Below are 25218 nucleotides of genomic sequence, written 5' to 3'. Positions count from 1 at the left end.
AGAACAATGCATTCATATTCATATAAATGCACTTTCATTTTTGCATCTGCAAAGGTGAATGCCTGTTCACACAAATAATTTTCAGAACTTAAGAATGTAACAATGTTGTCTGAAAGTTCTCTTTCGTCTTCAATTATAAGTATCTTCATTTTAACAATAAGAGTATGCTTCCGCCTGTGATTAATATTCCGCCTGCAATGGTTCTAAAGCTGATAGGTTCTTTTAATATTATAAATGACATAAATATAGTTAGTGGAACACTAAGTTTGTCTATTGGGGCAACGCGTGAAACATCACCATTTTGTAAAGCTTTAAAATAAAACAACCAAGAACATCCTGTGGCTATACCCGATAGAATAAGAAATAGCCATGAGTGTAAACTTATATCCTTAATCTTATCTTCAACTCCACAAAATAGAACAATGCCCCATGTCAATAATACTATTATTGATGTTCTTATGGCTGTAGCTAAGTCTGAATTTACATCTTTAATGCCTATTTTGGCAAATATAGCTGTTAATGAGGCAAATAGAGCGGACAATAATGCGTAATATTTCCACATAATACATTATATTCATATTGTGACGTAAAAATACATTATTTATATGTTAAAAACAAATATAATGAAATTTTTTATAGAAAAATAATATCTTTCTTCTTTAAGAGCATTTTTCATTGTCGCAGATTAAATTATTCAACTTAAATTTTATGTATGCATTTGTTTCAATGAGATAATCCTATGGTTTATGCATGAAAACTCAGCCACTTTTTGTTCAAAAGTTACTGAGTTCTTATACGTAAATAATAGGTTTTCAATTTGAAACTATTTTGTGCTTTCTTCTATTGATGATTCGTGCTTTGTGGTGAATTCGTACTAAAGTATAATGAGAATGATGCTAAATGTTTCGATTTTTATAAGGGAAATTAATTTGTCTTTTATGTTTCGCAATTTATATGTTTATGCTTTGATGTCAAGTCAAGGAAAACGCCTCTGTCTGCTTCATGATAAATGAGGTTATTATCCTTCTTTGTTTAATTAATATGAAAATATAAAGATGAAATTTGATTGATTAAATATAGAAATTTTAGCAGGATACTTTTCTCCCTAGTCTTCAGATAGTTAGTATTTAATAAATCTTTAGTTGATGCAGCTTTATCATGATTTACCAAGTTTGTTGAGCATATATTGGTAATAATAATTTGTTTCCATATCTTCTGGAAATAATTTTCCTAATACAATTTTACTTTCTTCAGGTGAAAATATTACTGCCTTTTTAAGATTTTTCAGAAATTCGTCTTCTTTATTTAGAGAGTAACAAATGGCTGCATAATATGCGTATCCCTTAGTCCAATTAGGATATTTCTTATATAGCATTTGAAACATCTTGTATGCTACGTTAATATTTCCGCTTTCGTAAATAACGATTGCGGTCTTCATTACAATATTTGGAGAGTAGTCAGAGTCTTTGATTGCTTTAAGAAAATATTTTTTAGACTCATAAAAACGTCCGCTCCCGATAAGCAGGCTGCCTCTGTAAACCAACAATTCATTTTGGTCGCATCCTATATTTTGTGCTTTGTCAAGGACTGTCATACTTTCGTCAATTCTTCCAAGACGGCATAATGCAAATGCCCAGTCTTTATAAATGTCTGTTAGCATTGGAGAATTCTGTGCAGATAATCTTTCTGCAATTTGAAAATGTTTAATGGCATTAAGATAATCCTCAAGCAACATATTGCAGAATCCTATCAGAGTCTCGCCATTTTCGTCATTAGGGCATTGTTCGCAATATCTTGTATAATATTTCAAGGCTTCTTTATAATTCCCGAGATTATACAGACCGTTTGCTTTGTTTAGGAGCGCCGTTGCATTTTCAGGGTTAATTGCAAGGGCAAATTCACAACTTTGTATGGCTTCCTCAATATTATTGCATAAAAATTGTGAAGATGCAAGCGAGTTCCAATATTGAGTGGAGTAGGGATTATTGTCTATTAATTCATTAAATAGCTCTTGGCTTTTCTTATAATCGCCATTTTCCATCATAATCCTTGCATATTGCTCTTTATATTCGACTGTATCAACTGCTTCTGATTTCTTTATCCACTTATTTGCTTTTCCTATAATGTTATAGTCTATGTATAAAGCTGTTGTGTCAATGGCAAAATAGTCTTTTTCGTCATCATCAATTTCTTCGTATTTATTTTCAAGGTAGTTGTCGGCTTCTTCTATTTTACCCTCATTAATCATTATTTCTGCCTTGAGGTAGAAATATTCTAAATCATTCTTGTCGTTAATTAAGTCTGCGTATAAATTGGCTTTATTAATGTCATTGTAATCCAGAAGTGCCATTCTCGCTTTAAATAAAAGCGGAGCGGCAGCTCCTGGATATAGGTCTATAGCTCTGTTGATTATCTCTATTGCTGCATTAACTTTGCCATGATTATAGTAATATTCAGCAATATCAACAAATTCTTCGGAATCTAATATTATTTCCTGTCCACTCCTTTCAGCTTCTTCAAATTTTTTCAGAGTGGCTTTGAATTCGTTTGATTCAAAATAATCTTCAGAGTTATTATATGACATCTATTCAATTTTTATTAATTTTAGACCATGTGTCCTTTAGGCCGACTGTTTTGTTGAAAACAAGATGGTCGGGGGTAGAACTTAAATCGGCCATGAAGTATCCAATGCGTTGGAACTGCAGATATTCTCCCGGCTTCTTTTCTGCTGCGAATTTTTCAACATAACACTCAGGGATAATTGTGAGTGAGTCTGGATTAAGAAGCTCTCTGAAATCCCTTTCGTCAGCAGAAGGATTCTCCACGTTAAACAGACGGTCGTATATTCTTACTTCTGCTTTTTGGCAATAGTCTGCACTTACCCAATGTAGCGTTCCTTTTACTTTGCGGTTTGCTCCCTCCATGCCGCTTTTGCTGATAGGGTCATATTCGGCTTGTATCTCTGTAATGTTACCGTTCTCGTCTTTTGTACATCCTGTACATTTAACTATATATGCATTTTTAAGGCGTACCTCTTTTCCTGGAGTCATTCTGAAGAACTTTTTAGGAGCATCTTCCATAAAGTCTTCACGTTCGATCCATAGATTCCTGCTGAAAGTAATCATGTGGCTTCCATCAGCTTCGTTTTCAGGATTGTTGATTGCCTCCATTTCTTCGGTTTGACCCTCCGGATAGTTTGTGATAACAAGTTTCACGGGATTGACAACAGCTGAAACCCTTATAGCTCTTTTGTTAAGGTCGTCACGGACAGCAGCTTCGAGAAGTGCCATATCATTAAGAGCATCAAACTTTGTATATCCGATACTCTTTATGAAGTTTCTAATGCTTTCTGGTGAATACCCTCTTCTGCGCATACCGCAAATAGTCGGCATACGAGGATCGTCCCATCCGTTTACTTTATGCTCATCAACAAGCGCATGTAATTTACGTTTGCTCATTACAGTATATGTAAGATTTAGACGATTGAATTCAATCTGTCTGGGACGATTGTCATTGATGTTTTCTGTTTCACCTTTATATACTTTCAGTTCGTCAATGAACTTATCATAGAGTGGACGGTGGGGGACAAATTCGAGTGTGCATATTGAATGGGTTACTCCTTCGAAGAAATCACTTTGTCCATGTGCAAAGTCATACATCGGGTATGCATGCCATTTTGTCCCTGTACGATGATGTGGTGTATGTATTATACGATACATAATAGGGTCACGGAAATGCATATTCGGATTTGCCATATCAAGTTTAGCTCGTAGAACCATAGAGCCTTCTTCCACGTCAGGAGTGTTCATCTTATTGAAGAGCTCAAGGTTTTCTTCAATAGGTCTGTCTCTATAGGGCGATGGCGTGCCGGGCTGTGTTGGTGTCCCTTTCTGCTCGGCAATCATTTCACTTGACTGTTCGTCTATATATGCTTTTCCTTCTTTGATCATCCATACGGCAAAATCCCAAAGCTGTTGGAAGTAGTCAGAAGCATAATAAACGTTTTCCCAATGAAATCCCAGCCACTTTATATCATTAAGAATAGAATCAACATACTCGGTATCTTCTTTGCTTGGGTTTGTGTCATCGAAGCGTAGATTGCAGATGCCGTTGTATTTCTCAGCGACACCGAAATCCATGCAAATAGCCTTAGCGTGTCCTATGTGTAAGTATCCGTTTGGCTCAGGCGGAAAACGTGTTTGTATTCTTCCTCCGTTTTTACCTTCTGCCAAGTCGCTTTCTACTAGTTGTTCAACAAAGCTAAGACTTTTCTTCTCTTCATTCTTAATCTCTTCGTTCATTACCATAATAATCTGAATTATTGTGCAAAGATAATGTAAACCTAAGACAAAACAAAACAAATTGTAGTCGTTTTTATCGTTTTGTGTGGCTTATGTTATTAGTAATCAAAGACAAACTAAGAAATTGCAACTAATATTTACTAGGTTTACCGTTTAATTTAATCTTTGTCTTAATTTATATGCATTAAACAATGCAGGACTATGATTTAGTGATCTTATTATTAGATCCTCTAAAATCATAGTCCTGCACTTGACATATATTGTGATTATTGAATTCCTCTTTTATTTAATGCTTCAGAGTATTTTGCTGCATTCTTTAAATGTTCGTCATATGTTTCAGCAAAGTTATGTGTACCGCTAAAATCTTCTTTTGCACACATATATAAATAATTGTGATGAACGTGATTTAACACTGCATCGATGCCCGCAACAGTTGGAATCCTTATTGGGCCGGGAGGCAGACCTATATTTTTATATGTGTTATATGGGCTTTTAACGGTCAACATGTTATTGTAAATGCGCCTTATGTTGAAGTCCTGCAATGCAAATTTTATAGTCGGGTCTGCTTGTAATGGCATTCCTGCTTTTAATCTATTGTAATACATTCCTGCAATCATAGGCTTTTCTTGGTCGTTTGCAGTTTCTTCGTCAACAATACTTGCCATTGTTATTACCTCTTCTTTTGTCAGGTTCATGGCTTTAGCCTTTTGAGTCCGCTCAAAATTCCAGAACTTTTTGTTTTCTTTATTTATTTTTTCTAGAAATTTGTCTACGGAAATGTTCCAATATAATTCATATGTATTTGGGATAAACATGCACAATATTGTTTGTGTTGTATATCCGTATTTTGCACATGTTGCAGAATCTGTCAGTGCTTTATGTATTGACAAACTATCCATCATCATTTTCTTTGAGATGATTTCAGCAAGCTTATCAACAGTTCTTACACTTGGTATTGTAAGGTTTACTGATGATTGAAGGCCATTTTTTAGTTTTCTGAACACTGTAAATGCGCCATTCCCTTTTTCAATCTCATATCGTCCGGTTCTGATATTTTTTGTATATGAACTGTATTTTACCAATATTTTGAAGCCTGACATAGAGTTGCTTGTTGCTATAGGCTCAAGTTTTGCATATACAGAGTCAATATTATCGTCATCATCTATATATACATATGTGTTGTTTTCTTTTGTAGACATTGAAGAAAATAAATAATAATAGCAAAGAAGACATGCTATTACAGCGCAAATAGCTGTTACAATTAGAATTTTTTTTGATGTTGCCTTTTTCATTTCTGTGGTTTTTTATTCGGGCGCAAAATTACATTTTATTTTTGAATTAGAATAGAATATAATTATATTTTATTTTTTTATGTTTCGTGATATTGAATTTTATTTTGTCGGGTCATTTTATTTGGCTGTACATAAGGTGAGTGATTAATGCATGTAATGGAGTAGTTCAAGCAAGATAAATGATTTATAATGAAATGCTTGTGACTAAGGACGTATTCTATTCAGTCTAAAATAAATGTTAATGCTATGTATTGTGGAATACTAAAAGTTTTTTGCTAATGAAAAAGTATTATATGCTAATTCATAAAAATCGTATTGAAATATTTGCAGCATTGAGAATAAATATGTAATTTTGCATCATCAAAAGATGTAAATACAGACCGTATTAGTTCGATCGGGATACTCATCAAATTAAAACTGAAAACCGAGAAGACTTCTTTTGCTAATGGCGGGCCACAATATCTTATGATATAGCTGTAAAGCCGGTGGATTACAAAGGCGGAGAGCTCTCAAATCCTTATATTGCTCGGAGTTTCATCACATCACTGGTACGGTCTTTTTCAGTATAAAGGGCAGGATTGTATCCTGCCCATATTGTTTAATTTAAAAGTTATCATTATTATGTTTTCTGGAATTATAGAAGATATGGCTATAGTGTCTGCAATTGAAAAAGATAAAGATAATGTAAATTATACATTCAGATGTTCTTTTGCAAATGAATTGAAAATAGACCAAAGTGTTTCACATAATGGCGTGTGTCTTACTGTTGTGAACCTTGATAATGATGAGTATACTGTTACAGCCATGAAGGAGACATTGGAGCGTTCAAATCTTGGCTTGTTATCTGTTGGTGATAAAGTTAATGTTGAACGTTCAATGATAATGAATGGACGTCTTGACGGGCATATTGTGCAAGGCCATGTTGATATGACGGCTGAATGTATTAATATTGAAGACGCCAACGGTAGTACTTATTTTACGTTTAAATATCCGTTTGACAAAGAGATGGCTCGTCGTGGATATTTTACAGTAGATAAAGGTAGTGTAACGGTAAATGGTGTTTCTCTTACTGTATGTAACCCGACCGAGGACACATTTCAGGTCGCGATAATTCCTTATACATTTGAACATACAAATTTTTGTGATATTAAATTAGGAAGTAAGGTCAATATCGAGTTTGATATTCTTGGGAAGTATATAGCCAGGTTAAGTTCTTTATCATAATTAAATAACTTTTGTTAAGACTTTTGGCGAAAATCGACAAAATGGATAATTGTCTCTACTAAGTAGTTACATATATCCATTTTGTTTTTTATGTATTTTTTTTCTTCTTATTTTTGCATACAGATTATTTAATGCAAGGATATGAAGATAACAAAATTTTTTATGATCGGTGCATTGTTTTTGACACCTGCGATAGCGTTCGCTGGCGAGGTAAAACAGTGGACTTTAAAGGAATGCATTGATTATGCGATTAAGAACAACATAAAGATACAAACCGGTATCCTTTCTGTTGCATCTACAAAAGAAGATGTTAAAGAGGCAAGCGCAAGTCTTTTTCCGTCATTGTCGTTTTCAACTACTCATCAGGCCGGTTATCAACCTTTTTTAAGTGGTGATAAATCTCAAACGGACAAAGGTAGCTATGCTGGCGATTATGGATTAAATGCAACTTGGACTGTATGGAATGGAAATAAAAATCATAACAATATAAAATTGCAGAAGATAACAAGCCAGCAGGCCAATTTAAGCTTAGAAGAAAATGTTAATAGTATTCAGGAGCAGATCGTCCAGCTTTATGTTCAGATTTTATATGTCAGCGAAGCTGTTGATGTAAACGCTCAAATACTTGAGATAAGTAAACAGAATGCGGCAAGGGGAAAGGAAATGTACGATGTCGGCTCATTGTCAAAAGCTGATTTGGCTCAACTTGATGCGCAGGTCGCTACAGATGAGTATAATCTTGTAAATATTAAAGGTGAATTAGAAGATTATAAGCTTCAGATGAAAAACCTTCTTAGGTTAAACTATGATTATGTTTTTGACATAGCTTTGCCTAGTTCAACAGATGAACAGGCTCTTGGAGTTATACCTTCTGCAAAAGAAGTCTTAGATAATGCTCTTTCGCTTCGCCCGGAAATGCAAAATGCAAAATTAGGTGTTGAGGCCAGTAATTTGGATATTGAGATTGCTAAAGCTGGTTATAGTCCCACAATAAGTCTTTCTGGAGGAGTGGGGACAAACACGCTAACAGGTATCGGGCAAAATTGGACAAATCAAATGAAAAGCAATTTTAATGGTTCGCTAGGCGTCACCTTAAGTATACCAATATTTGACAATCGTTCAACTAAAACAGCAATTAATAAGGCAAAGATGGGGCTTCAGCAATCAGAACTTGAAGTTGCAGATGCTCAAAGTAATCTTGCTTTAACAATTCAAGGATTTTGGATAAATGCGATGACAAATCAACAGCGTTTTAGGTCGGCACAAGTTAGTGTTAGTAGTGCAGAAGAAAGTTATGGGCTTTTAAGTGAACAATTTCGTTTAGGTCTTAAAAATATTGTTGAGCTTACTAATGCAAAAACAGTATTACTTAATGCTCAGCAGAGTCGTTTAGAGAGCAAATATATGACTATTCTTTATTTGCAACTACTTAATTTCTATAAAGGTGAAGAAATGAATTTAATATAACCCGGTAAAATGAAGAAAAAGATTATCATTAGTTTGGCAGTCGTTGTCATTATCGTTGTTTGTTGCAGCTTGTTTCTCTGCGGCAAAGGAAAGCATGAGATTTCATATGACACTGCTGTAGTTGGTGTGAGCAATATTTCTAATAGTGTTACAGCGACAGGTACGATAGAGCCTGTGACCTCTGTTGACGTTGGTACACAGGTCTCTGGTATAGTTGATAAAATCTATGTCGATTATAATACTGTTGTAAAAAAAGGACAGGTTATAGCTGAACTGGATAAGACAAATCTTATCAGCGAGTTAAATATTGCAAAGGCTAATTTGAGCGATGCAACTAGTAACTTGCGTTACCAGCAGGCTAATTATAAACGCTATAATGCGCTATATAAAAAAGGTCTAATTAGCGCTGATGATTATGAGAATGCATTATTGTCATACCGTCAGGCACAAGATGCAGTAAGACAGCAAAAAGAGAGTGTTCAGAAAGCTCAGACTAATCTTGGATATGCTACTATCACATCACCAATAGATGGAGTTGTACTGTCAAAAGAGGTTGAAGAAGGGCAGACTGTTGCAGCTAGCTTTGAAACTCCTACATTGTTCACTATTGCAAGAGATCTTACGGACATGAGAGTGATTGCAGATGTTGATGAAGCTGATATTGGTGATGTTAAAGAAGGAGAACGCGTTTCTTTTACAGTTGATGCTTATCCGGATGACACTTTTTCTGGTACCGTTACTCAGGTTAGGCAGGAGGCCACGACAACTAATAATGTTGTTACTTATGAGGTGGTAATTAGTGCTCCTAATAAGGATTTAAAGTTAAAACCAGGTCTTACTGCCAATGTTACAATTTATACACTTGAGAAATCTAATGTGTTGAGTGTCCCGAATAAGGCATTAAGGTTTACTCCTACAAAGGAACTGATAGGAGATGCTGTAATAAAAGATTGTAAAGGCAGTAAAAAAGTTTGGACATTTAGTAATAATGTTTTTGAGGCTCATCCTGTAACTGTTGGAATCAGTGATGGAATTAATACAGAGTTGCTTGGTGGTATCAAAAAAGGTGCAAAAATAATAACAGAGATAAAAGTCGGTATGGGCAATGGGGGCAATGCTGTTCCGCCATCTGAGGCTTCAATGCAGGAGTCTAGTCCGTTTGCTCCAAAAGGGCCTGGTCAAAACAAGAAAAAATAATTAATAAGGAAATGTCAGATATTAATTCAGATAATCGTAAGGTAGTCATTGAACTTCAGAATGTGTTTCGTGATTTTCATGTTGGTGATGAGACTGTACATGCCCTGCGAGGTGTATCTTTTAAAATATATGAAGGAGAATTCGTTACCATAATGGGTAAGTCTGGTTCTGGTAAATCAACTCTTCTTAATCAATTAGGATGTCTCGATACTCCTAGTCGTGGTGAGTATTATCTTGACGGCATATCTGTACGTAAAATGAAAAAGCCGGAAAGGGCTGTATTGAGGAATCGCAAGATAGGCTTTGTATTTCAAAATTATAATCTTTTGCCAAAGACAACCAGTATAGAGAATGTAGAGCTTCCTTTAATGTACAATCCTGGTATTAGTGCAAAAGAACGTCGTGAGCGTTCAATAGAAGCTCTGAAGGCTGTCGGATTGGGCAATCGTCTTTATCATAAGTCAAATCAGATGTCTGGAGGTCAGATGCAACGTGTCGCCATTGCGCGTGCATTGGTCAATAATCCTGCTGTTTTACTTGCAGATGAGGCTACAGGAAATCTTGACACGCGCACGTCTTTCGAGATATTGGTCCTATTCCAGAAATTGCATGCAGCAGGAAGAACTATTATTTTTGTAACGCATAATCCTGATATTGCGAATTATTCGAGTCGGAATATAGTGCTTCGTGATGGTATTGTAAGAAGTGATGAAGTTAATAATAACATTCTTTCTGCTGCTAAAGCTCTTGCAGAGCTGCCGCCTTCTCGAGATGATTGATTTATTTATATGGGGAGATTAATTCGTATTTATATGAGCTCGGACTTTCATATAATGTAGATTTATCGTACCTTTGGGAAATTTAAAAGCTGAGGTTTAAAAAGAGATTAAAGAACAAATGAGTATAACCAATTTATTTAAGATAGCATTACGTGCGATAGCTGCAAACAAGCTGCGCTCTTTTCTTACGATGCTTGGTATAATAATTGGTGTGGCATCGGTTATTACCATGTTGGCAATAGGACAGGGCAGCAAGCAAAGTATACAAAAACAAATATCCGAAATGGGGTCAAATATGATAATGATTATGCCTGGGCAGGATATGCGTGGAGGTGTGCGACAAGAAGCTTCTTCAATGGAAACGCTTAAATTGACAGATTATGAAGCACTAAAAGATCAATGCAAATATATTAGTGCAATAAGTCCTGTGGTAAATAGTTCTGGCCAGTTTATCAATGGTAATAACAATACACCATCAACGATATATGGAGTGAACCAGGATTATTTGACAATACGAAAATTGGACGTTGAAGACGGAGAGATGTTTTCAGATGAAGATATAAAGTCTAGTGCAAAAGTTTGTGTTGTTGGAAAAACTGTTGTTGATAATCTTTTTCCTGATGGATCTGATCCCGTAGGGAAGGTTATACGTTTTAACACGATTCCTTTTCGTATTGTAGGTGTCCTGAAAAGTAAAGGATACAATTCTATGGGTATGGATCAGGACGATTTGGTGCTTGCGCCTTATTCGGCTGTTATGAAACGTATACTTGCTATAACCTACGTACAGAGTATTTCATGTTCTGCTCTTACTGAGGACTTGACAGATAAAGCTACAGAAGAAATTACATCGATTTTACGTTCTCAGCATAAACTAAAGGATGCCACAGATGATTTTGAAGGCGATGAGGATGATTTTAATATACGTTCTCAAGAAGAGTTGGCTACCATGATGAACTCAACGACAGACCTAATGACAATCTTGTTGGCATGTATTGCAGGCATATCTCTTGTCGTAGGAGGTATTGGAATAATGAACATCATGTATGTCAGTGTTACTGAACGTACTCGTGAAATCGGTTTGCGTATGAGTGTCGGAGCAAGAGGGGTAGACATCCTGAGCCAGTTCCTCATAGAGTCAATTCTTTTAAGTGTTACTGGTGGATTAATTGGGGTACTCATGGGTATAGGTGCTACTTTTGGAGTAAATATATTTGCCAAATGGCCAGTGCTTATACAGCCTTGGAGTGTATTCCTTAGCTTTTTTGTCTGTACGGCAACTGGAGTTTTCTTTGGATGGTATCCGGCCAAGAAGGCTGCTCAACTTGATCCGATAGAAGCTATTAGGTATGAGTAGGCTAATATGAATTGATTAAGAAATTAGAATTGATTGGAAACTATGAGCAAAAAGAACGCATTCTTAATTATTTTTCATCTGTTTTGTTGGATTATCGTTGCCTTGCCTTCGGTTATCTTTGTTCCACAGCGCATACAGTATGATGCCGTGATGTATCTTATCCGCTTGTGTTTCCCTGCGTTTATGTGCGTCATATTTTATCTTAATTATTTTTGGCTTGCTCCACGTTGCATAATTTCAAGTCGTCGAAAAAATGTTTATATTGTAATTAACGCTTTTGTTATTACAATATTGGCGATATGTATGCAATTTATGATGGATTATATACATATACGTGAGATGGAGGCTGGTTGGACGCCACCACAACATGAACGCTTTACAAAAATGTCTGTATTCTTATCATTGACCATTCGCAATGGTTGTTCATTTGCTTTTTCTGCAGCAGTGGGAACCTTATTGTGTCTTGCGATGAAATGGCAAAAGGCCGAAGCCGCAAGACGCGAAATGGAAATACAAAAAACAGAGGCCGAATTAAAAAATTTGCGTAACCAAATTAATCCACATTTTCTGCTTAATACATTAAATAATATATATGCACTTATCTCTTTTGATCAGACAAAGGCACAGAAGGCCGTTCTTTCTTTGAGCGCTTTATTGCGTCAGATGCTTTATGGTACACAGAAAAATGCTATAACCTTGAAAGAAGAGGCTGATTTTATTACACATTATGTTGATTTAATGCGTATTAGAACAGGTGAAAACGTTAATATAAAATTAAATATATCCATACCGCCTTCTAATGATATATTCATTGCGCCGGTAATATTAATCTCATTAGTTGAGAATGCTTTTAAACATGGTATTAGTCCTACTATGGCTAGCTTTATTTCAATCAATCTGTTTTCTGATGGTGAAAAAATTGAGTTTGAAATAAAAAACAGCAATTTCCCTAAAAATAATTCAGATAAAAGTGGTCATGGCATTGGTCTTAAGCAAGTTGCGAAGCGTTTGGACCTTGCATATAAAGATAAATATGAATGGATAAAAGGTGTAGATGATTTAAATAAAATATATTACTCTAAAATTATTATTTATGATACTAAATTGTGCGATAATAGATGATGAACCATTAGCAGCGAGATTGCTTGCCAGTTATGCAGAGAAGACTCCTGAATTAAAACTTACAGGAACTTATGATAGTGCTGTTTCTGCAATGAAAGTGTTAAGAAATAATCCTGTTGATTTGTTGTTTCTAGACATTCAGATGCCTGAACTTAGTGGGCTTGAGTTTGCTAATATTATACCGAAGGAAACTCGTATTATTTTTACAACGGCTTTTGACCGTTATGCTATTGATGGCTACAAGGTTAATGCTATAGACTATCTTTTAAAACCGATAAGTTATGAGCAGTTTGTTATGGCTGTCAATAAGGCTGTTGAATGGTTTAAGACAATGAATCGTCAGGAGACAATGTCGCAAGACAAGTTTTTGTATATTAAAAGTGAGTATAAACTAGTAAAGGTTAGATTTGATGATATCCTTTATATCGAAGGCCTAAAAGACTATATTAAAGTGTATCTTGTTGATAACAAGAAACCAGTATTGTCTCTTATGAACATGAAGAAGTTGGAGGATTTTCTTCCACATCCGCCTTTTATGAGAGTTCATCGGTCTTTTATTGTCAATATGACAAAAGTGGAGATGATTGATCGTGGGCGCATCATTATTGGCAGTACGATTATTCCTGTTTCAGAAAGTTATAAAAATCAGTTCCAAAGTTTTATTGATAACCATATTTTGCAATAATAGACAGAAGGCTACTTGGGGATATTTATGTAATTTATATTTTAAATGATATACGTATTTATCCTTATGTGGGTGAAATTGTGGTAATGAAGAGCAGAATGACATGAGAAGTTCCTTTATTTATGTGAATAATGCTCATGTTCATATTATTTTGAATACGAATGTAATATAAAGATAGGCGGCAAGTATATTACTTGCCGCCTATCTTTATTGTTAACTGTTTTTAGTCTTTATTCCTCAACAGCAGCTTGCGCCATACCGATATAGATTTAATATTCTGATACTTATGTATTTAGTGTAAGCCTAAAGTAAGCGAATATTTATCTAATGTTGTTTTGATTATGGGGTATCGGCTTAGAGTTTATATCTTTTACGGCAGCGATCGCCGCAGTAATTTCAACTTGATAATCAGTAATTTACAACTTTATTGTAAACTTCTGTACAACACTACCTTATAAATTATATTTAATTTCCTAATCCCCTTGGAATTGTTTACTGGGTTATTACTTAAATATTACTTTTAACAAAATAGGTAGATTGAATAGTTTTGTTATTGTTACCTCCTTTCTTTTAATAGTTCAATAATAGCGTCCTTGTCCTTCAGATTGGAATCAAGACGTGTAATCTGTGCGTTCAGGCTGTCTATCTGCTCTTTCAGAAGTTTGATGGTCTCCTTTTGGCTTTCTACGACAGCCTGTTCCTTTGTCAATTGTGCAGCAATTTCGGTATCTCCGATATTGTTGTTTGCATTCCCGTCCAGTGTTACCGCCGCAAGGTATGCGGAAATCTGATGCTGCACGGGACAGAAAAGGGAAAAGAAATTGAAGCCCAGTGCCTCACTCACTTTGAAAAGGCGGTTGGTCTCCATCGTCTCCCTTTCGAGAATGCGGTTGATGTGCTGCTGGGGAACACCGATTCTTCGCCCAAGCTCGGATTTACTAAGCCCGAGTTCGTTGCGACGCCTGTCGATGGCCTCTCCCACATGCACGTTTTTTATATCTATTGTCATAAGATTAAATCAATAATTGAACCTTAAATCAAAATTCATCAAACAAATATTTGGCTATATAAACCTTTTTGTGTTATTTTGTGAGCGTTAAAACACTCATTTATTGAGGACAAAGTTAAACATTAAATATTAAACATCCAACAATTATGGCAGAAAACATGGAAAAAATTCGCCCCGCCCTCGTGGCGCTTGAAGTCGGCGACACCGTCACGTTCCCCATTTCACGCTTGAAGAGCGTCCGTACCCAGGCATCCGAACTGGGTGCCATCTACAACCGCCAGTTCAAGACCAGGACTGACAGGGAAAAGCATACGATTACAGTCAAACGTATTTTGTGAAGGATTAAAATCATGCGGATATGAAACTGCTTCAGTTTGTGGATCACCTGATTCCATACGACACCTTCCTGAACGACCTTTCCGCAAGGATTGTCAGAATGCTGAAAACGGACCGTGACGACCCGGAGTTTGTCAGCCAGAGGAAGGCTTATGAAATCTTCGGGCGCAGGAACGTGGAAAGATGGAGACGCCAGGGAAAGGTCGAGGCATACAAGAGGCCCGGCAAGGTAGAGTACAGAACGGCCGACCTCCGCCTCCTGCAACGCACGGTACAGGATTATCTTGATAACGGACATACGGAAAAAGGATGCGGAAAGGAACCGAAAAAGTAAACAATGTTGTGGCTATGTTGAAAAGAAAGCCGGCCCCGGCAATATAGTCACGGAATATTCTTTTCGGGGTGGCACGTATAACCATATAAACGTATCGCAAATGAAAGAGTTGAAACCAACCTGCGACCCCGAAGGAGTCTATTCTGCCAAGCGGACCTGTGCCGAACTGGGCATAAGCCATAAGACGCTCCGAAAGTACCGGGACAACGGCTACATTACGCCGCTTAACCCGAACAACCCGTGCCGGCCGAAATTCTCCGGGCAGTCCATCATCGACTGCTGGAATCTTATGAAGACATTATGATCAGCGAATCCACCATAAGCAAAGTCAGGGAACTTGCCATAGAGGATGTTCTCAAACCTTATGTCAGCCTTTCAAGGAAAGGCTCGACACTGATGGGGCTTTGTCCTTTCCATGCGGAGAAGACCGGATCGTTCGCGGTGTCCCCACACAGGAACCTGTTCCACTGCTTCAGCTGTAACCGTGGCGGTGACGCTATCACTTTCATTATGGAGAAGGAGAATCTTTCCTTCATCGAAGCGGTCAGGTTCATAGCTGAAAATAATAATATTCCGGTAGAATACACAGACGAGGAACGTACACATGAACAGGTTGCAGAGACAAAGCACCGGGAGTCCTTGCTGGCTGCATTGGACTGCGTGCAAAGCTATTTTCTTGAAAAACTGAGAGCCGGAACAAGTGAGGAGTGTTCCAAGGCACGTGAATATGCGTATGGAAGATGGCCGGAGGAGTTCTGTTCCGTGGCAGGCATCGGCTATGCGCCCAAGGACGGTTCCGCATTCATGGAGTATTGCCGACAGAAGTCTCTTGCCGAGGAAAAGCTGTTCGAGCTTGGGATGCTCCGGCGTGGCGAGGACGGCAGCGTGTATGCCATGTTCCGCCAGCGCATCATGATTCCTGTACGGAACAGGTGGGGACGCATCATCGCCTATACGGCTAGGTACATCGGTGACAATCCGAAAGCTCCGAAGTATATCAACTCGGCCACCAGCGTGGTGTATTTCAAAGGTGAGACGATTTTCGGCATTGACAGGGCAAGCCGCCAGCGGGATGCGGACTACTTTATCATCGTGGAAGGTGCGCCGGACGTACTCCGAATGCAGTCCGTGGGGTATGAGAATACGGTGGCCGCTCTCGGTACGGCATGGACGGACGGTCAGTTCGACCAACTGAAAAAGTTCACCTCGTCCCTATGCTTCATACCGGATTCGGATGTGGCAGAGGGTAAACCATACGGTCCAGGGTTCGAGGCGGTCATGACAAACGGAATTGCCGCAATCAGGAAAGGCTTCCATGTGACGGTCAGGGAACTTCCGTTCGCAAAAATAGCAAATGATACGGGTGAAGAAAAATACGGCAAGAACGATGCCGACAGTTTCATTCGTTGTCGGGAGGACTATACCTCACTGGCCGAGAAGCATTTCATCATCTGGCTGGCACAAAAGCGTTTCTTCGTGGCTTCGTCATTGGTGGAGGAACGGAAATGTGTCTCTGAAATAGCCGACCTGCTGCGTTACGTGAAGGACCAGCTGGTGTTTGACCAGTGCGTCGAACAGCTTTCAAAGCTGCACGGCAAGGTAAAGCTGTGGCGTGATGCCGTATCACAGGCACGGGGTGAAGCCCGGAGGAAAAGCAACCGCTCCGATTCCATGAACGAGATGCAGCGTGAGGCGGAACTGCTGCGCCAGTTCGGCCTATTTGTACGTGAGAACTGCTATTATTCCGTCGGCGAGGATGATGACGAGCCGGTCAGAATATCCAACTTTGTCATGGAACCGCTGTTTCATATCGAGGACGAGAACAACGGTACCCGTATTTTCCGTATGAGGAACATGTACAACGTCTGCCGTGTCGTCGAGCTGAAGGAGTCTGAACTGTGTTCACTAAGCAACTTCCAGCAGAAGGTCGGTTCACTAGGCAACTATGTATGGCTGGCCAAGATAGACAGGCTCAATCGTGTCAAGGAATACCTCTATTCAAAGACCGATACGGCAGAGCGTGTCCGGAAACTGGGCTGGAATGCGACAGAGGGTTTCTTTGCCTTTGGCAACGGCATATTCGCCGGCGGCTCGTTCAGGGCTGTCAATGAACTGGGCATCGTCAGGGGTGATAACGGCAAGGCTTTCTATATACCGGCCACATCCAAAATCTACATTCACAACCAGGAAATCTTCCAGTTCGAGCGGCTGATGGTACACGAGAACCGCAACGGGGTAAAGCTGTATGATTATGTGTCAAGGTTGACAGAGGTATTCGGAGAGAACGCGAACGTCGCTTTCTGCTACCTGCTTGCCACCCTGTTCCGTGACATCATATTCAGCCGTACTCGTCATTTCCCCATACTCAACCTGTTTGGCGAGAAGGGAACCGGCAAGACCACGCTCGCCACCTCCCTCCAGTCCTTCTTCCTGCACGGGGTTGATCCGCCCAACCTGGGTGTCACCTCCGTTCCTGCCATGAACGACCGTGTATCGCAGGCGGTCAATACCCTTGTCGTGCTGGACGAATACAAGAACGACCTTGACATCCGCAAGATAGCCTATCTGAAAGGACTGTGGGGAGGCGGCGGACAGACCAAGAAGAATACGGGCACGGACGGGATGGCGGCACAGACCATCGTCACTACCGGCGTGGTGCTTTGCGGTCAGGACAAGCCCACGCAGGACATGGCACTTTATACCCGTGTCATCTTCCTTACCTTCTCGAAAACCTCTTTCAGCCAGGCGGAGAAGAAACATTATGAAGACCTGGTGGCTCTCTGTAATTTGGGGCTGACGCATCTCACGCTGGAAATACTGAACCATCGGGAGCTGTTCGAGAAGAATTTTCCGGAAATCTATTCCATCACGAAGCGTGAATTGGCCACGAAGTTAGAGAACGAGACCATCCATGACCGTATTTTCGGCAACTGGGTCATTCCGCTGGCCGCTTTCCGCACGTTAGAAACAGTGATAGACGTTCCATTTACCTATACGGAACTGTTTGATACGGCCATAAAAGGCATACGTGTTCAGAACGAGCTGGCCCAGGAGAGTTCGGAGATTGCCGACTTCTGGAACATGCTTCAGGGATTCCAGACATCAGGGAAGTGCATTGACCGGGTTCACTACCGTATCCGTTACATGAAATCGTTCCGACCTCTTTCTGTCAGGGAAGACATCGAGTTCAACGAGGCCCGTCCTATCCTCTACCTGAACATGGCGGCCATAGCCTCCCTGTTCAACAGCCGGAACATGAACGCTACGGCCAACCGATCGAACTGGTCCACCATCCTGTCGTATCTGAAATCACATCCGTCGTATCTCGGTCTGAAACAGGATAGGTTTACGATTCTGTCTCCAAGTGGTCTGCCGGAATATTCCATTGAGATTGTCAATGGCGAGCAGGTCAGGAAGGTCAAGGTGAACCGTCCGAAAGCATTGTGTTTTGACTACCAGCAATTAAAGGATACGTTCGGACTTGAACTTGAAACGGAAGTTGTATCTGATAATACAGAATTAGAAGGATATTGAATGTGACATTAAAGCCAAGTGTTTTCATCTGATTTCGGATTAAACACTTGGCATTAAATAGATTATTCTAATCTGTCTTTCTGGAAATAGGTTTCCATTAAACTTTTCAGATTGTTCTCTATAACTGACATGACTTCTTCAAAAGGAATATTGACTTTCCATTTGATTTTTTTCAAAAACAACTGCCAGCGTTTAATTCGCTCAGGATCTGTTTTGAAATCGTCAGTAAACAGTTTCAAATTGGGATTATATTCCAATTTTCTGTTTTCGAAAGTTGCATTGATTGCTTCTTGTAATGTAGTCTTATCTATATCCTTTGTTGTAAGAATCTGATAGCAATCAAAGAAATCCTTCATTCTACTATTCAGTACATCACGATCTATCATTGTATGGAATTTCTCAGCTACTACGGTTTCTATCGAATATGCCTGAATATTAATGGATGGATTATCAGGTAGAAGTAATGGAAAATCCACAGTTTCAGGACATGGCGTAACCACATCTCCAAAACCGATGTCAATAGACATATTGTGTTCAATAGTATCCAAATATCCGGTAAAATAAAAGCGGGTCCCGGGATATTCTTTTTCCACTGTAATAGGTTCTGCTCTGATACTATCCACATTAAATACAACACCATCTTTCTCACAAGGAATACTTAGAATTTCTTTGAATACAGATTCCAAATGTTTCCTGTCACGACTTATTCTTTTTGCCATAAAGTCAACATCCACGGTAGGTCGGGCATCCAATCCATCCATTGCATACAAAAGCGAACCACCTTTCAATAGAAAGTTGTCCTTAAACTGACTTACTGAAACACGATACAGCAGCCGTTCGTTAAAATACCGTGCTAATAAATACATATATTCATGGCCGGAAGTTTTTTTCAAGTTCAGGAGCTTTTCTCTGACGGACTTCCCGTAATTGGTTATTTTTCTTTTCATTATTCTAATGTTATTTCAATGAAATAGTTAAGTGTTTTATATACTCTCAATTTCTTAGCGTAATCATATAAGCGACTAAGATTTCTGTCATTCCGTTTCAGATATGTTCTTACGACTTCTGCACATATATCCATACCAATTTTATTTCGATACTTGATGGCATCGCAAACACTTCTTTCTAAGTCTGTCATTCGTATTGTGTGACCGGAAACATTTTGTTCAATAACACCAATATCAAAATACTCATCCTTCCAATAATAAAGTTGTATAGGAATACTATCTGGAAGAACAATTTTTCTTTTACTTCTTATGGCTATACAAAATGCGGGGGGGACAGTTGTTGAAAGCTGGTAATAAGACCAGGCATTATATAGGCATACAACACCGCCAGGTATTATTCGCTCTATATCTACCATCGTGCTGAAAAGAGCTGTTGGCTCAGCATAAACCCCTTGGCGTACCCGTATAAGTTCGCCTCTTTCTACAGCTCGAAGTACTCGTTTATATTCAGAGCGATTAGAAAGATCTTTTACGGACAGAACCCCACCTTTGTTTGCCAACATATCTGTTATATTTTCCATATCTTGGTATTTTCTATTGCAAAGTTATTGAATTTATCCGAATAATGGGTATTTATCTACGGATAATATAAATATTTTCCGTAATTAAATCCCCTATACTAGAATCTAATCTTATCTAAGACTTCCTATAACTTTCAAAAAAATATCTGCACATATTTTCATGTTGACAGCGTTGACAAAGCATAATACATTTAGTACCAAATAGTTTATATTGAAAATCAGCGTTGACAAACGTTGACAAAGGTAGCCACTTTCAGAAAAACCCAAGATATTTGGAGCCAAAGGTTGACAAATCACGATATACTATTTATTTCTTCTTTTAATAAAGAAAAAGATAATATATTGTATGATAGTAGCTTATGGCAAACCTTATAAGATACGTTTGACGTTGGCTCCCTTGTCAACGCTGTCAACCTCTAAATATATGCCCTTCTTGTTTTCTTGTAACGCATACATTTCTCAATGTAGTCTTAAACATTACAGCGTTTGATAACACATATTTCTTGAAAATCCCATTAAATAGCTGATATTCCAATATCTAACGTATTGATATATATGTATTCCGATTTTATCTTTATGGCAAAGCGAAGTTGGATATGGATTTACACAAGTTGTTTTTGGAAGTTCTTCCCGGTCGGATATACTCCGTCAGTGAAGCCGCACGTTATTTGGGTGTTCACAGGTGTACTGTCTATGCCTATATCAGTCATCCCGAAAGGCCTTTGCCTTTTGTGAAAATGCAGGACAAGACGAAACTTATGTTTCGTGGAGCGGACTTGATAGCCTATAAAGCAGCCGGTCTCCCGAAGAAAGGCCGCAGACGGAAAGACGGCAGGGTCGGATGCCACTGACGCTTTCCGTTCCGGTCAATTTAGCCAATGATGCGTAAACGGACTTTTACCTGTTGCCTTTGACAAGTCGCAGGCAAGAAGCCATACCTTTGTACGTATGTCCTCCATGTCCGCAACGGCTTGCAGGTAGCGTGCCGGGGATGTCGCTCCGGACTTTATCATCCACTCCCACGCACACACTTCGGGGTTGATGGCATCCACGAAGGACATTATTTCCGATATAAGATTTTCCATCTTGCCATTCTTCATTTCAGCGGTAAAACAGAACGCTACACCGCCAAGTGTTTTCCGCTTAAAATTGAAGCATCGAATGCCGTTTTCCATTCTCGTTGATACATTCCAGCCGTTTATGGCTGCAATGTGAATAATTTGGTCGTCTGTCATGTCAGTATGAGTCAGTTGTTATGAAACAAACATAAGCCGGTCCGCCATATTCCCTTTGAAACATGGCAGGCTGCTTAATATAGTCTTAGTCCTATGCTATTTCTCTGATTGCGTCAAGAAGGTCCTCCACCATTTTCTCTGCCGCTTCCATGTCTTCAAGTACATCTCTCATACGGTAAGGTGCTCCGTTTTTTCCGTGTCCCCTGTTGTCAAGCCACAGATACGTTTCCTCGTCCACGTCGAAGTCATCGTAATAGTTCTCCATGTCCGTTATCAGACTGTCAAGGTCTTTGCCTTTCATTGTAGCCGTAAAGGAAAAGTTCTGCCCTGCCGGAGTGAATTTTGAAAACTCGAAGATGACTATCCCATTCTTCTGTCCGGCATCCGCACTTACATTCCAGCCGTTCGTTTCACCGCATCGGACAACTGTATCTATTCTGTCTTTTTTGCGCATATCGTTTTTGTTTTATGTCAGCCGTAGTGTCAAGCCACGGCTGACGGTTTATAAACTCAATCTTCAAATCTCGCAAGGAAACGTTGCAGACGGTGGTCATTCAGCCTGCAAAGCGGTGCAGGCTGGAAGTTCATTTGCTGCCGTACCTGCAATTTGCCAAGGCCTTGTGCCGTAAGGTCAAGCTCCACTTCCGACAGCTCGTTCAGTGAAATGTAGCCGTACTCGTCCTCCATAAGTCCGACAACTATACCGAAAAGAATGGTGTCATTACCTTCTGTCTCTCCTTCAAGAATGAACCAGCGGACAGAACCGAGAGCAAAAACCGCACGGCAAACAGCGTCCTTTCCCTTGCCGTCTTGGGAATAAAGGGGATAGCCTTTCAAGGCTTCCTCCAACATGGGTGTCATAAGCCTGCACATAATCAGTCAAATTTAATTTCGTCCTCGTAAACGTCTATTTCCGCTCCGCTGCTGAACTGCACGGTAAAGCCTTTTGCGGTTTTGGCGATGATTGTACCACGATGATAGCCACGCCACGGTGCTATCAGCTCACATTGCTGTCCGTATTCCGGAAAATCTGTATCGTCCCACATATCAGTAAGTTTTAGTGTTTGAAAATTCGGGGTCATAAATAAGTTCTCTTTCAATCAGATATTGGTACGCTTCCGAAGCGAGCCGTGAAGCCCACTCGTTGCGTTCGTCATAAAAGCCATTTTGGTAATTGTGCGCCAACTGCCGCATGAAGCCGATGAATACCTTGAACATCTGCTGCTGGAGGTAGCGGTGCGCTCTGGTCAGTTCCCTGCCGGTCTTGTCGGCGGAACACATCCGTCCGTTCACGAAGTTTGCAAACTCTTGGGCGAAAGCCTCGTCCTGCCCGGAGACTGTCGCTCCTGAAAATTCCTGATAGTCCATATTGTTACAATTTAGATGGTTGCCTGATAATAAATCCAAGGTTCGGGTGACACGTTGTAGATATAATCGCCACACCGCACCAGTAAACACCTGCTCCCATAATAGAGCCTCTTCATGCCTCGGACACTTCCTGTCCTGTGAAAGTTGGGAAAGCGGTCTATGCCAACTCTTCGTCCTTGCTCGATAGTCATTTTTCTTACTCGCATAATCCTTTAAGTTTGGAGGTTTCAATTCTTTTCCCTCTTGTGAAGCTCCTTTGAGCCTCGTGGTCGGGAAAACCGTTTTTCGTGCAGGCCGGACTGCGGACGTAAAGGGAGATAAGGCAAGTGTGAGATCAGAGAGCGCGGACGGAATACCCAAATTTTGGAGGAACGGGAAAATTTGCGGAAGGCTGCCGTCAAGCCCTCCGACCGAAAGCGCCAGCGACACTTGACGTTCTCCCTGTCCGCAGTAGCTTTGCACGTAAAAAACGGCTCCCGACTACGAGACTCAAATGGTTGTCAAGCCACATTCGTCTTACATTTTTCGGAGAACAGATTATCACCTTGCAGGCAAGTATCCATATATATGAAGAATATTCTGAAACGCCGTTGCCGTTGTGAGAGCCTGTAAAATGGAGCAAAGCGTAGTCTTGCAGGCTCTCTCTATGGCAACGGACTGGAAACTTCCATCAATCGTAGTAACCTGTCAGCTGGAACTTACTTGGTGTCATAGACACGGAGTAAGTCAGCAAACGAATTTTCATAGTATCACAAAATCTCATAACCTCTCACATAATCCAATGTTTAATGTATTGCAAGCAATTTTCATAAGCCATACCTTTAGGACAAAATACTGATTTATAGTGATATATGTATAGTCAGATGCCAGCTGACCTAATATTCTATATATTATATAGCAACTCAATCGAATAGAAGTATGGCAACAATTAAAATCAAATTTCGTGCATCCTCTTCCACAGAGAATGAGGGTACCTTATTTTATCGAGTAACACATAATCGGATAGTACGACAAATTAGTTCAGGGTATAAAGTCTTTCCGCAAGAATGGAACGCTGAAAAAGAATGCCTCGTTTTACCAGTAGAATCAGATTCTATACGACGAAACTATTTGGTTTCGCTGAAGGAAACTTTATTAGATGATACCAAACAACTGAAAAGTATTATCAACCGACTAGAACGGAGTGGCGAGGTGTATACGGCAGATAAAATTGTATATCTATTTTTACATCCGATAATAGGACATGGTTTTATCGCTTTTGCTCGTCAAGAAATTGAAAATCTTAAAAAGATAGGAAAAAAAAGTAAAGTAAAGAGTTATACTACTACATTGAAAAGTTTCTCCCGATTCCGTAATGACAAGGAATTATTACCAGAAGAAGTGAACTCTGATATAATAGAAGCATATGAAACGTATCTGGAATCCGTAAAAGTATGTCCAAACACTATCTCGTTCTATATGCGTAATTTACGAGCAATCTACAACCGTGCCGTAGCCAAAGAACTAACCGTTCAAAGATTTCCATTCAAACAAGTCTATACAGGTATCGACAAAACAGTGAAACGTGCAGTATCGATAGAGGTTATTCGGCAAATAAGAGATTTAGATCTAACCTTGCATCCTTCGATGGAATATGCGAGAGATATGTTTCTTTTTTCATTTTACACTCGTGGTATGTCCTTTGTAGATATGGCATTTCTGTTGAAAAAAGACTTACAAAATGGAGTTTTAACTTATCGTCGCCATAAGACCAACCAGTTATTGTTCATTAAATGGGAAAAACAAATGCAAGAAATCATTGACAAATACGACACTTCTAACACTAATTACTTGCTACCTATTATCAGAAATAAAGACCAAAATGATCGAAAACAATATGAAAATGAATGTCATCGAATTAACCGGAATCTAAAGAAGATTGGCAAACTCATAAATCTTTCTATACCACTTACTACCTACGTAGCCCGTCACGGATGGGCAAGCATTGCGCAAAAAGAAGAGATTCCTATTGCAACCATAAGCAAAGCAATGGGACATGATTCGGAAAAAACAACACGTATTTATCTTGATTCTCTTGATACATCTATTGTGGATAAGGCAAATAGTACTATTCTTAATTTATTGTAAGCTTAATTTGTTGAGCAAATTTGCTCTTCTCTTTTTAAGAGAAGTACACCGAGTACAAAGTTATGGAAATATAATGAGAATACTTTATAATTGAGACGAAAATATGCTATTTCTTAGAAAAACAAGTATATCAAACAAAAAATATTCAGCACTTTGTTGAGTAAAAGAGTATTCTAAATTATTTATATATTTAATAATCAGTGGATTTTATTACAATGTCCGTCTCTTAAAAAGAGAAGTACACTCAAGATGGTTAAAAACAACTTTTTCCATCTTTTCCCCAATAATAGGAAAGTATTATTATGGGAATAATATAAGAAATT

The 25218-nt window shown here is 39.1% G+C and carries 26 protein-coding genes; 13 read left to right on the top strand and 13 right to left on the bottom strand.

Features of this window, described 5'->3' with window-relative positions; translation table 11 throughout:
* Window positions 1–145: 145 nt before the first annotated feature.
* The 4 genes from ACZMIG_RS08290 to mltG form a co-directional block, all read right to left on the bottom strand.
* The gene (locus tag ACZMIG_RS08290) at window positions 146–562 is read right to left on the bottom strand and encodes an EamA family transporter (protein WP_021854197.1); all 417 of its coding nucleotides are present in this window, start codon (window positions 560–562) and stop codon (window positions 146–148) included.
* Between the two features lie 594 nt (window positions 563–1156).
* Window positions 1157–2584 carry a tetratricopeptide repeat protein gene (locus tag ACZMIG_RS08285; protein ID WP_288951067.1) on the bottom strand — a complete coding sequence of 476 codons (1428 nt, stop codon included), beginning with the start codon at window positions 2582–2584 and terminating at the stop codon, window positions 1157–1159.
* A 4-nt stretch (window positions 2585–2588) separates the two neighbouring features.
* Entirely contained in the window at window positions 2589–4307 is a 1719-nt protein-coding gene (locus ACZMIG_RS08280; protein ID WP_288951070.1) for a glutamine--tRNA ligase/YqeY domain fusion protein, read from the bottom strand.
* 260 nt (window positions 4308–4567) lie between these two features.
* Entirely contained in the window at window positions 4568–5593 is a 1026-nt protein-coding gene (gene mltG, locus ACZMIG_RS08275; RefSeq protein WP_487889417.1) for an endolytic transglycosylase MltG, read from the bottom strand.
* 621 nt (window positions 5594–6214) lie between these two features.
* On the opposite strand from mltG, the gene ACZMIG_RS08270 reads away from it, so the two are divergent.
* The 7 genes from ACZMIG_RS08270 (at window position 6215) to ACZMIG_RS08240 (ending at window position 13424) form a co-directional block, all read left to right on the top strand.
* Window positions 6215–6817 carry a riboflavin synthase gene (locus tag ACZMIG_RS08270; protein ID WP_303053371.1) on the top strand — a complete coding sequence of 201 codons (603 nt, stop codon included), beginning with the start codon at window positions 6215–6217 and terminating at the stop codon, window positions 6815–6817.
* Between the two features lie 141 nt (window positions 6818–6958).
* A complete protein-coding gene (locus ACZMIG_RS08265) occupies window positions 6959–8284 on the top strand; it encodes a TolC family protein (protein WP_288951074.1) in 1326 nt (441 codons plus the stop codon).
* 9 nt (window positions 8285–8293) lie between these two features.
* Window positions 8294–9481 carry an efflux RND transporter periplasmic adaptor subunit gene (locus tag ACZMIG_RS08260; protein WP_418874312.1) on the top strand — a complete coding sequence of 396 codons (1188 nt, stop codon included), beginning with the start codon at window positions 8294–8296 and terminating at the stop codon, window positions 9479–9481.
* A gap of 11 nt (window positions 9482–9492) precedes the next feature.
* Window positions 9493–10260, top strand: coding sequence for an ABC transporter ATP-binding protein (locus ACZMIG_RS08255; protein ID WP_021854204.1), 768 nt, complete (start codon window positions 9493–9495; stop codon window positions 10258–10260).
* Window positions 10261–10378: 118 nt separating this feature from the next.
* On the top strand, window positions 10379–11617 hold the full coding sequence (locus ACZMIG_RS08250; RefSeq protein WP_021854205.1) for an ABC transporter permease: 1239 nt from the start codon (window positions 10379–10381) through the stop codon (window positions 11615–11617).
* A 42-nt stretch (window positions 11618–11659) separates the two neighbouring features.
* Entirely contained in the window at window positions 11660–12739 is a 1080-nt protein-coding gene (locus ACZMIG_RS08245; protein ID WP_418874311.1) for a sensor histidine kinase, read from the top strand.
* Window positions 12711–13424, top strand: coding sequence for a LytR/AlgR family response regulator transcription factor (locus ACZMIG_RS08240; protein ID WP_021854207.1), 714 nt, complete (start codon window positions 12711–12713; stop codon window positions 13422–13424). Before ACZMIG_RS08245 ends, ACZMIG_RS08240 begins: the two co-directional genes overlap by 29 nt.
* A 556-nt stretch (window positions 13425–13980) precedes the next feature.
* Here ACZMIG_RS08240 and ACZMIG_RS08235 read toward each other — a convergent pair.
* Entirely contained in the window at window positions 13981–14433 is a 453-nt protein-coding gene (locus ACZMIG_RS08235; RefSeq protein WP_022161816.1) for a helix-turn-helix domain-containing protein, read from the bottom strand.
* A 146-nt stretch (window positions 14434–14579) separates the two neighbouring features.
* On the opposite strand from ACZMIG_RS08235, the gene ACZMIG_RS08230 reads away from it, so the two are divergent.
* The 4 genes from ACZMIG_RS08230 (at window position 14580) to ACZMIG_RS08215 (ending at window position 18637) form a co-directional block, all read left to right on the top strand.
* Complete coding sequence (locus tag ACZMIG_RS08230; protein WP_022161817.1) at window positions 14580–14771, top strand: hypothetical protein; 192 nt, start codon at window positions 14580–14582, stop codon at window positions 14769–14771.
* 20 nt (window positions 14772–14791) lie between these two features.
* Complete coding sequence (locus ACZMIG_RS08225) at window positions 14792–15103, top strand: hypothetical protein (protein ID WP_022161818.1); 312 nt, start codon at window positions 14792–14794, stop codon at window positions 15101–15103.
* Window positions 15104–15203: 100 nt separating this feature from the next.
* Window positions 15204–15407: a hypothetical protein gene (locus ACZMIG_RS08220; protein WP_022161819.1), complete on the top strand. Its 204-nt coding sequence runs from the start codon at window positions 15204–15206 to the stop codon at window positions 15405–15407.
* A complete protein-coding gene (locus ACZMIG_RS08215; protein ID WP_022161820.1) occupies window positions 15404–18637 on the top strand; it encodes a DNA primase in 3234 nt (1077 codons plus the stop codon). Before ACZMIG_RS08220 ends, ACZMIG_RS08215 begins: the two co-directional genes overlap by 4 nt.
* Before the next feature lie 62 nt (window positions 18638–18699).
* Here the strand turns inward: ACZMIG_RS08215 and ACZMIG_RS08210 are convergent, their stop codons facing one another.
* Window positions 18700–19584 carry a nucleotidyl transferase AbiEii/AbiGii toxin family protein gene (locus ACZMIG_RS08210; RefSeq protein WP_022161821.1) on the bottom strand — a complete coding sequence of 295 codons (885 nt, stop codon included), beginning with the start codon at window positions 19582–19584 and terminating at the stop codon, window positions 18700–18702.
* Window positions 19584–20165: a type IV toxin-antitoxin system AbiEi family antitoxin domain-containing protein gene (locus ACZMIG_RS08205; protein ID WP_022161822.1), complete on the bottom strand. Its 582-nt coding sequence runs from the start codon at window positions 20163–20165 to the stop codon at window positions 19584–19586. Before ACZMIG_RS08205 ends, ACZMIG_RS08210 begins: the two co-directional genes overlap by 1 nt.
* A 596-nt stretch (window positions 20166–20761) precedes the next feature.
* Between ACZMIG_RS08205 and ACZMIG_RS08200 the strand changes: the two genes are divergently transcribed.
* Window positions 20762–21016: a helix-turn-helix domain-containing protein gene (locus tag ACZMIG_RS08200; protein WP_022161824.1), complete on the top strand. Its 255-nt coding sequence runs from the start codon at window positions 20762–20764 to the stop codon at window positions 21014–21016.
* A gap of 15 nt (window positions 21017–21031) precedes the next feature.
* Here the strand turns inward: ACZMIG_RS08200 and ACZMIG_RS08195 are convergent, their stop codons facing one another.
* The 6 genes from ACZMIG_RS08195 to ACZMIG_RS08170 form a co-directional block, all read right to left on the bottom strand.
* Window positions 21032–21250, bottom strand: a complete 219-nt coding sequence (locus ACZMIG_RS08195) for a hypothetical protein (RefSeq protein WP_367882678.1) — start codon at window positions 21248–21250, stop codon at window positions 21032–21034.
* 241 nt (window positions 21251–21491) lie between these two features.
* Entirely contained in the window at window positions 21492–21854 is a 363-nt protein-coding gene (locus ACZMIG_RS08190) for a hypothetical protein (RefSeq protein WP_022161826.1), read from the bottom strand.
* Between the two features lie 56 nt (window positions 21855–21910).
* A complete protein-coding gene (locus ACZMIG_RS08185) occupies window positions 21911–22273 on the bottom strand; it encodes a hypothetical protein (protein WP_022161827.1) in 363 nt (120 codons plus the stop codon).
* Window positions 22274–22275: 2 nt separating this feature from the next.
* Window positions 22276–22446 carry a hypothetical protein gene (locus ACZMIG_RS08180; protein WP_022161828.1) on the bottom strand — a complete coding sequence of 57 codons (171 nt, stop codon included), beginning with the start codon at window positions 22444–22446 and terminating at the stop codon, window positions 22276–22278.
* A 1-nt stretch (window position 22447) separates the two neighbouring features.
* Window positions 22448–22768, bottom strand: a complete 321-nt coding sequence (locus ACZMIG_RS08175) for a hypothetical protein (RefSeq protein ID WP_022161829.1) — start codon at window positions 22766–22768, stop codon at window positions 22448–22450.
* An 11-nt stretch (window positions 22769–22779) separates the two neighbouring features.
* Window positions 22780–22974 carry a hypothetical protein gene (locus tag ACZMIG_RS08170; protein WP_075316826.1) on the bottom strand — a complete coding sequence of 65 codons (195 nt, stop codon included), beginning with the start codon at window positions 22972–22974 and terminating at the stop codon, window positions 22780–22782.
* A 712-nt stretch (window positions 22975–23686) separates the two neighbouring features.
* On the opposite strand from ACZMIG_RS08170, the gene ACZMIG_RS08165 reads away from it, so the two are divergent.
* On the top strand, window positions 23687–24895 hold the full coding sequence (locus ACZMIG_RS08165) for a site-specific integrase (RefSeq protein ID WP_022161830.1): 1209 nt from the start codon (window positions 23687–23689) through the stop codon (window positions 24893–24895).
* Window positions 24896–25218 lie beyond the last annotated feature (323 nt).

This window comes from Xylanibacter sp. (assembly GCF_057607445.1).
This window is presented reverse-complemented; position numbering and strand designations above follow the sequence as displayed.

Excerpts from the sequence above, each read along its gene's own strand:
- ACZMIG_RS08290 (WP_021854197.1), bottom strand. The coding sequence starts at position 562 with ATGTGGAAATATTACGCATTATTGTCCGCTCTATTTGCCTCATTAACA.
- ACZMIG_RS08285 (WP_288951067.1), bottom strand. The coding sequence starts at position 2,584 with ATGTCATATAATAACTCTGAAGATTATTTTGAATCAAACGAATTCAAA.
- ACZMIG_RS08280 (WP_288951070.1), bottom strand. The coding sequence starts at position 4,307 with ATGGTAATGAACGAAGAGATTAAGAATGAAGAGAAGAAAAGTCTTAGC.
- mltG (WP_487889417.1), bottom strand. The coding sequence starts at position 5,593 with ATGAAAAAGGCAACATCAAAAAAAATTCTAATTGTAACAGCTATTTGC.
- ACZMIG_RS08270 (WP_303053371.1), top strand. The coding sequence starts at position 6,215 with ATGTTTTCTGGAATTATAGAAGATATGGCTATAGTGTCTGCAATTGAA.
- ACZMIG_RS08265 (WP_288951074.1), top strand. The coding sequence starts at position 6,959 with ATGAAGATAACAAAATTTTTTATGATCGGTGCATTGTTTTTGACACCT.
- ACZMIG_RS08260 (WP_418874312.1), top strand. The coding sequence starts at position 8,294 with ATGAAGAAAAAGATTATCATTAGTTTGGCAGTCGTTGTCATTATCGTT.
- ACZMIG_RS08255 (WP_021854204.1), top strand. The coding sequence starts at position 9,493 with ATGTCAGATATTAATTCAGATAATCGTAAGGTAGTCATTGAACTTCAG.
- ACZMIG_RS08250 (WP_021854205.1), top strand. The coding sequence starts at position 10,379 with ATGAGTATAACCAATTTATTTAAGATAGCATTACGTGCGATAGCTGCA.
- ACZMIG_RS08245 (WP_418874311.1), top strand. The coding sequence starts at position 11,660 with ATGAGCAAAAAGAACGCATTCTTAATTATTTTTCATCTGTTTTGTTGG.
- ACZMIG_RS08240 (WP_021854207.1), top strand. The coding sequence starts at position 12,711 with ATGATACTAAATTGTGCGATAATAGATGATGAACCATTAGCAGCGAGA.
- ACZMIG_RS08235 (WP_022161816.1), bottom strand. The coding sequence starts at position 14,433 with ATGACAATAGATATAAAAAACGTGCATGTGGGAGAGGCCATCGACAGG.
- ACZMIG_RS08230 (WP_022161817.1), top strand. The coding sequence starts at position 14,580 with ATGGCAGAAAACATGGAAAAAATTCGCCCCGCCCTCGTGGCGCTTGAA.
- ACZMIG_RS08225 (WP_022161818.1), top strand. The coding sequence starts at position 14,792 with ATGAAACTGCTTCAGTTTGTGGATCACCTGATTCCATACGACACCTTC.
- ACZMIG_RS08220 (WP_022161819.1), top strand. The coding sequence starts at position 15,204 with ATGAAAGAGTTGAAACCAACCTGCGACCCCGAAGGAGTCTATTCTGCC.
- ACZMIG_RS08215 (WP_022161820.1), top strand. The coding sequence starts at position 15,404 with ATGATCAGCGAATCCACCATAAGCAAAGTCAGGGAACTTGCCATAGAG.
- ACZMIG_RS08210 (WP_022161821.1), bottom strand. The coding sequence starts at position 19,584 with ATGAAAAGAAAAATAACCAATTACGGGAAGTCCGTCAGAGAAAAGCTC.
- ACZMIG_RS08205 (WP_022161822.1), bottom strand. The coding sequence starts at position 20,165 with ATGGAAAATATAACAGATATGTTGGCAAACAAAGGTGGGGTTCTGTCC.
- ACZMIG_RS08200 (WP_022161824.1), top strand. The coding sequence starts at position 20,762 with ATGGATTTACACAAGTTGTTTTTGGAAGTTCTTCCCGGTCGGATATAC.
- ACZMIG_RS08195 (WP_367882678.1), bottom strand. The coding sequence starts at position 21,250 with ATGGAAAATCTTATATCGGAAATAATGTCCTTCGTGGATGCCATCAAC.
- ACZMIG_RS08190 (WP_022161826.1), bottom strand. The coding sequence starts at position 21,854 with ATGCGCAAAAAAGACAGAATAGATACAGTTGTCCGATGCGGTGAAACG.
- ACZMIG_RS08185 (WP_022161827.1), bottom strand. The coding sequence starts at position 22,273 with ATGTGCAGGCTTATGACACCCATGTTGGAGGAAGCCTTGAAAGGCTAT.
- ACZMIG_RS08180 (WP_022161828.1), bottom strand. The coding sequence starts at position 22,446 with ATGTGGGACGATACAGATTTTCCGGAATACGGACAGCAATGTGAGCTG.
- ACZMIG_RS08175 (WP_022161829.1), bottom strand. The coding sequence starts at position 22,768 with ATGGACTATCAGGAATTTTCAGGAGCGACAGTCTCCGGGCAGGACGAG.
- ACZMIG_RS08170 (WP_075316826.1), bottom strand. The coding sequence starts at position 22,974 with ATGCGAGTAAGAAAAATGACTATCGAGCAAGGACGAAGAGTTGGCATA.
- ACZMIG_RS08165 (WP_022161830.1), top strand. The coding sequence starts at position 23,687 with ATGGCAACAATTAAAATCAAATTTCGTGCATCCTCTTCCACAGAGAAT.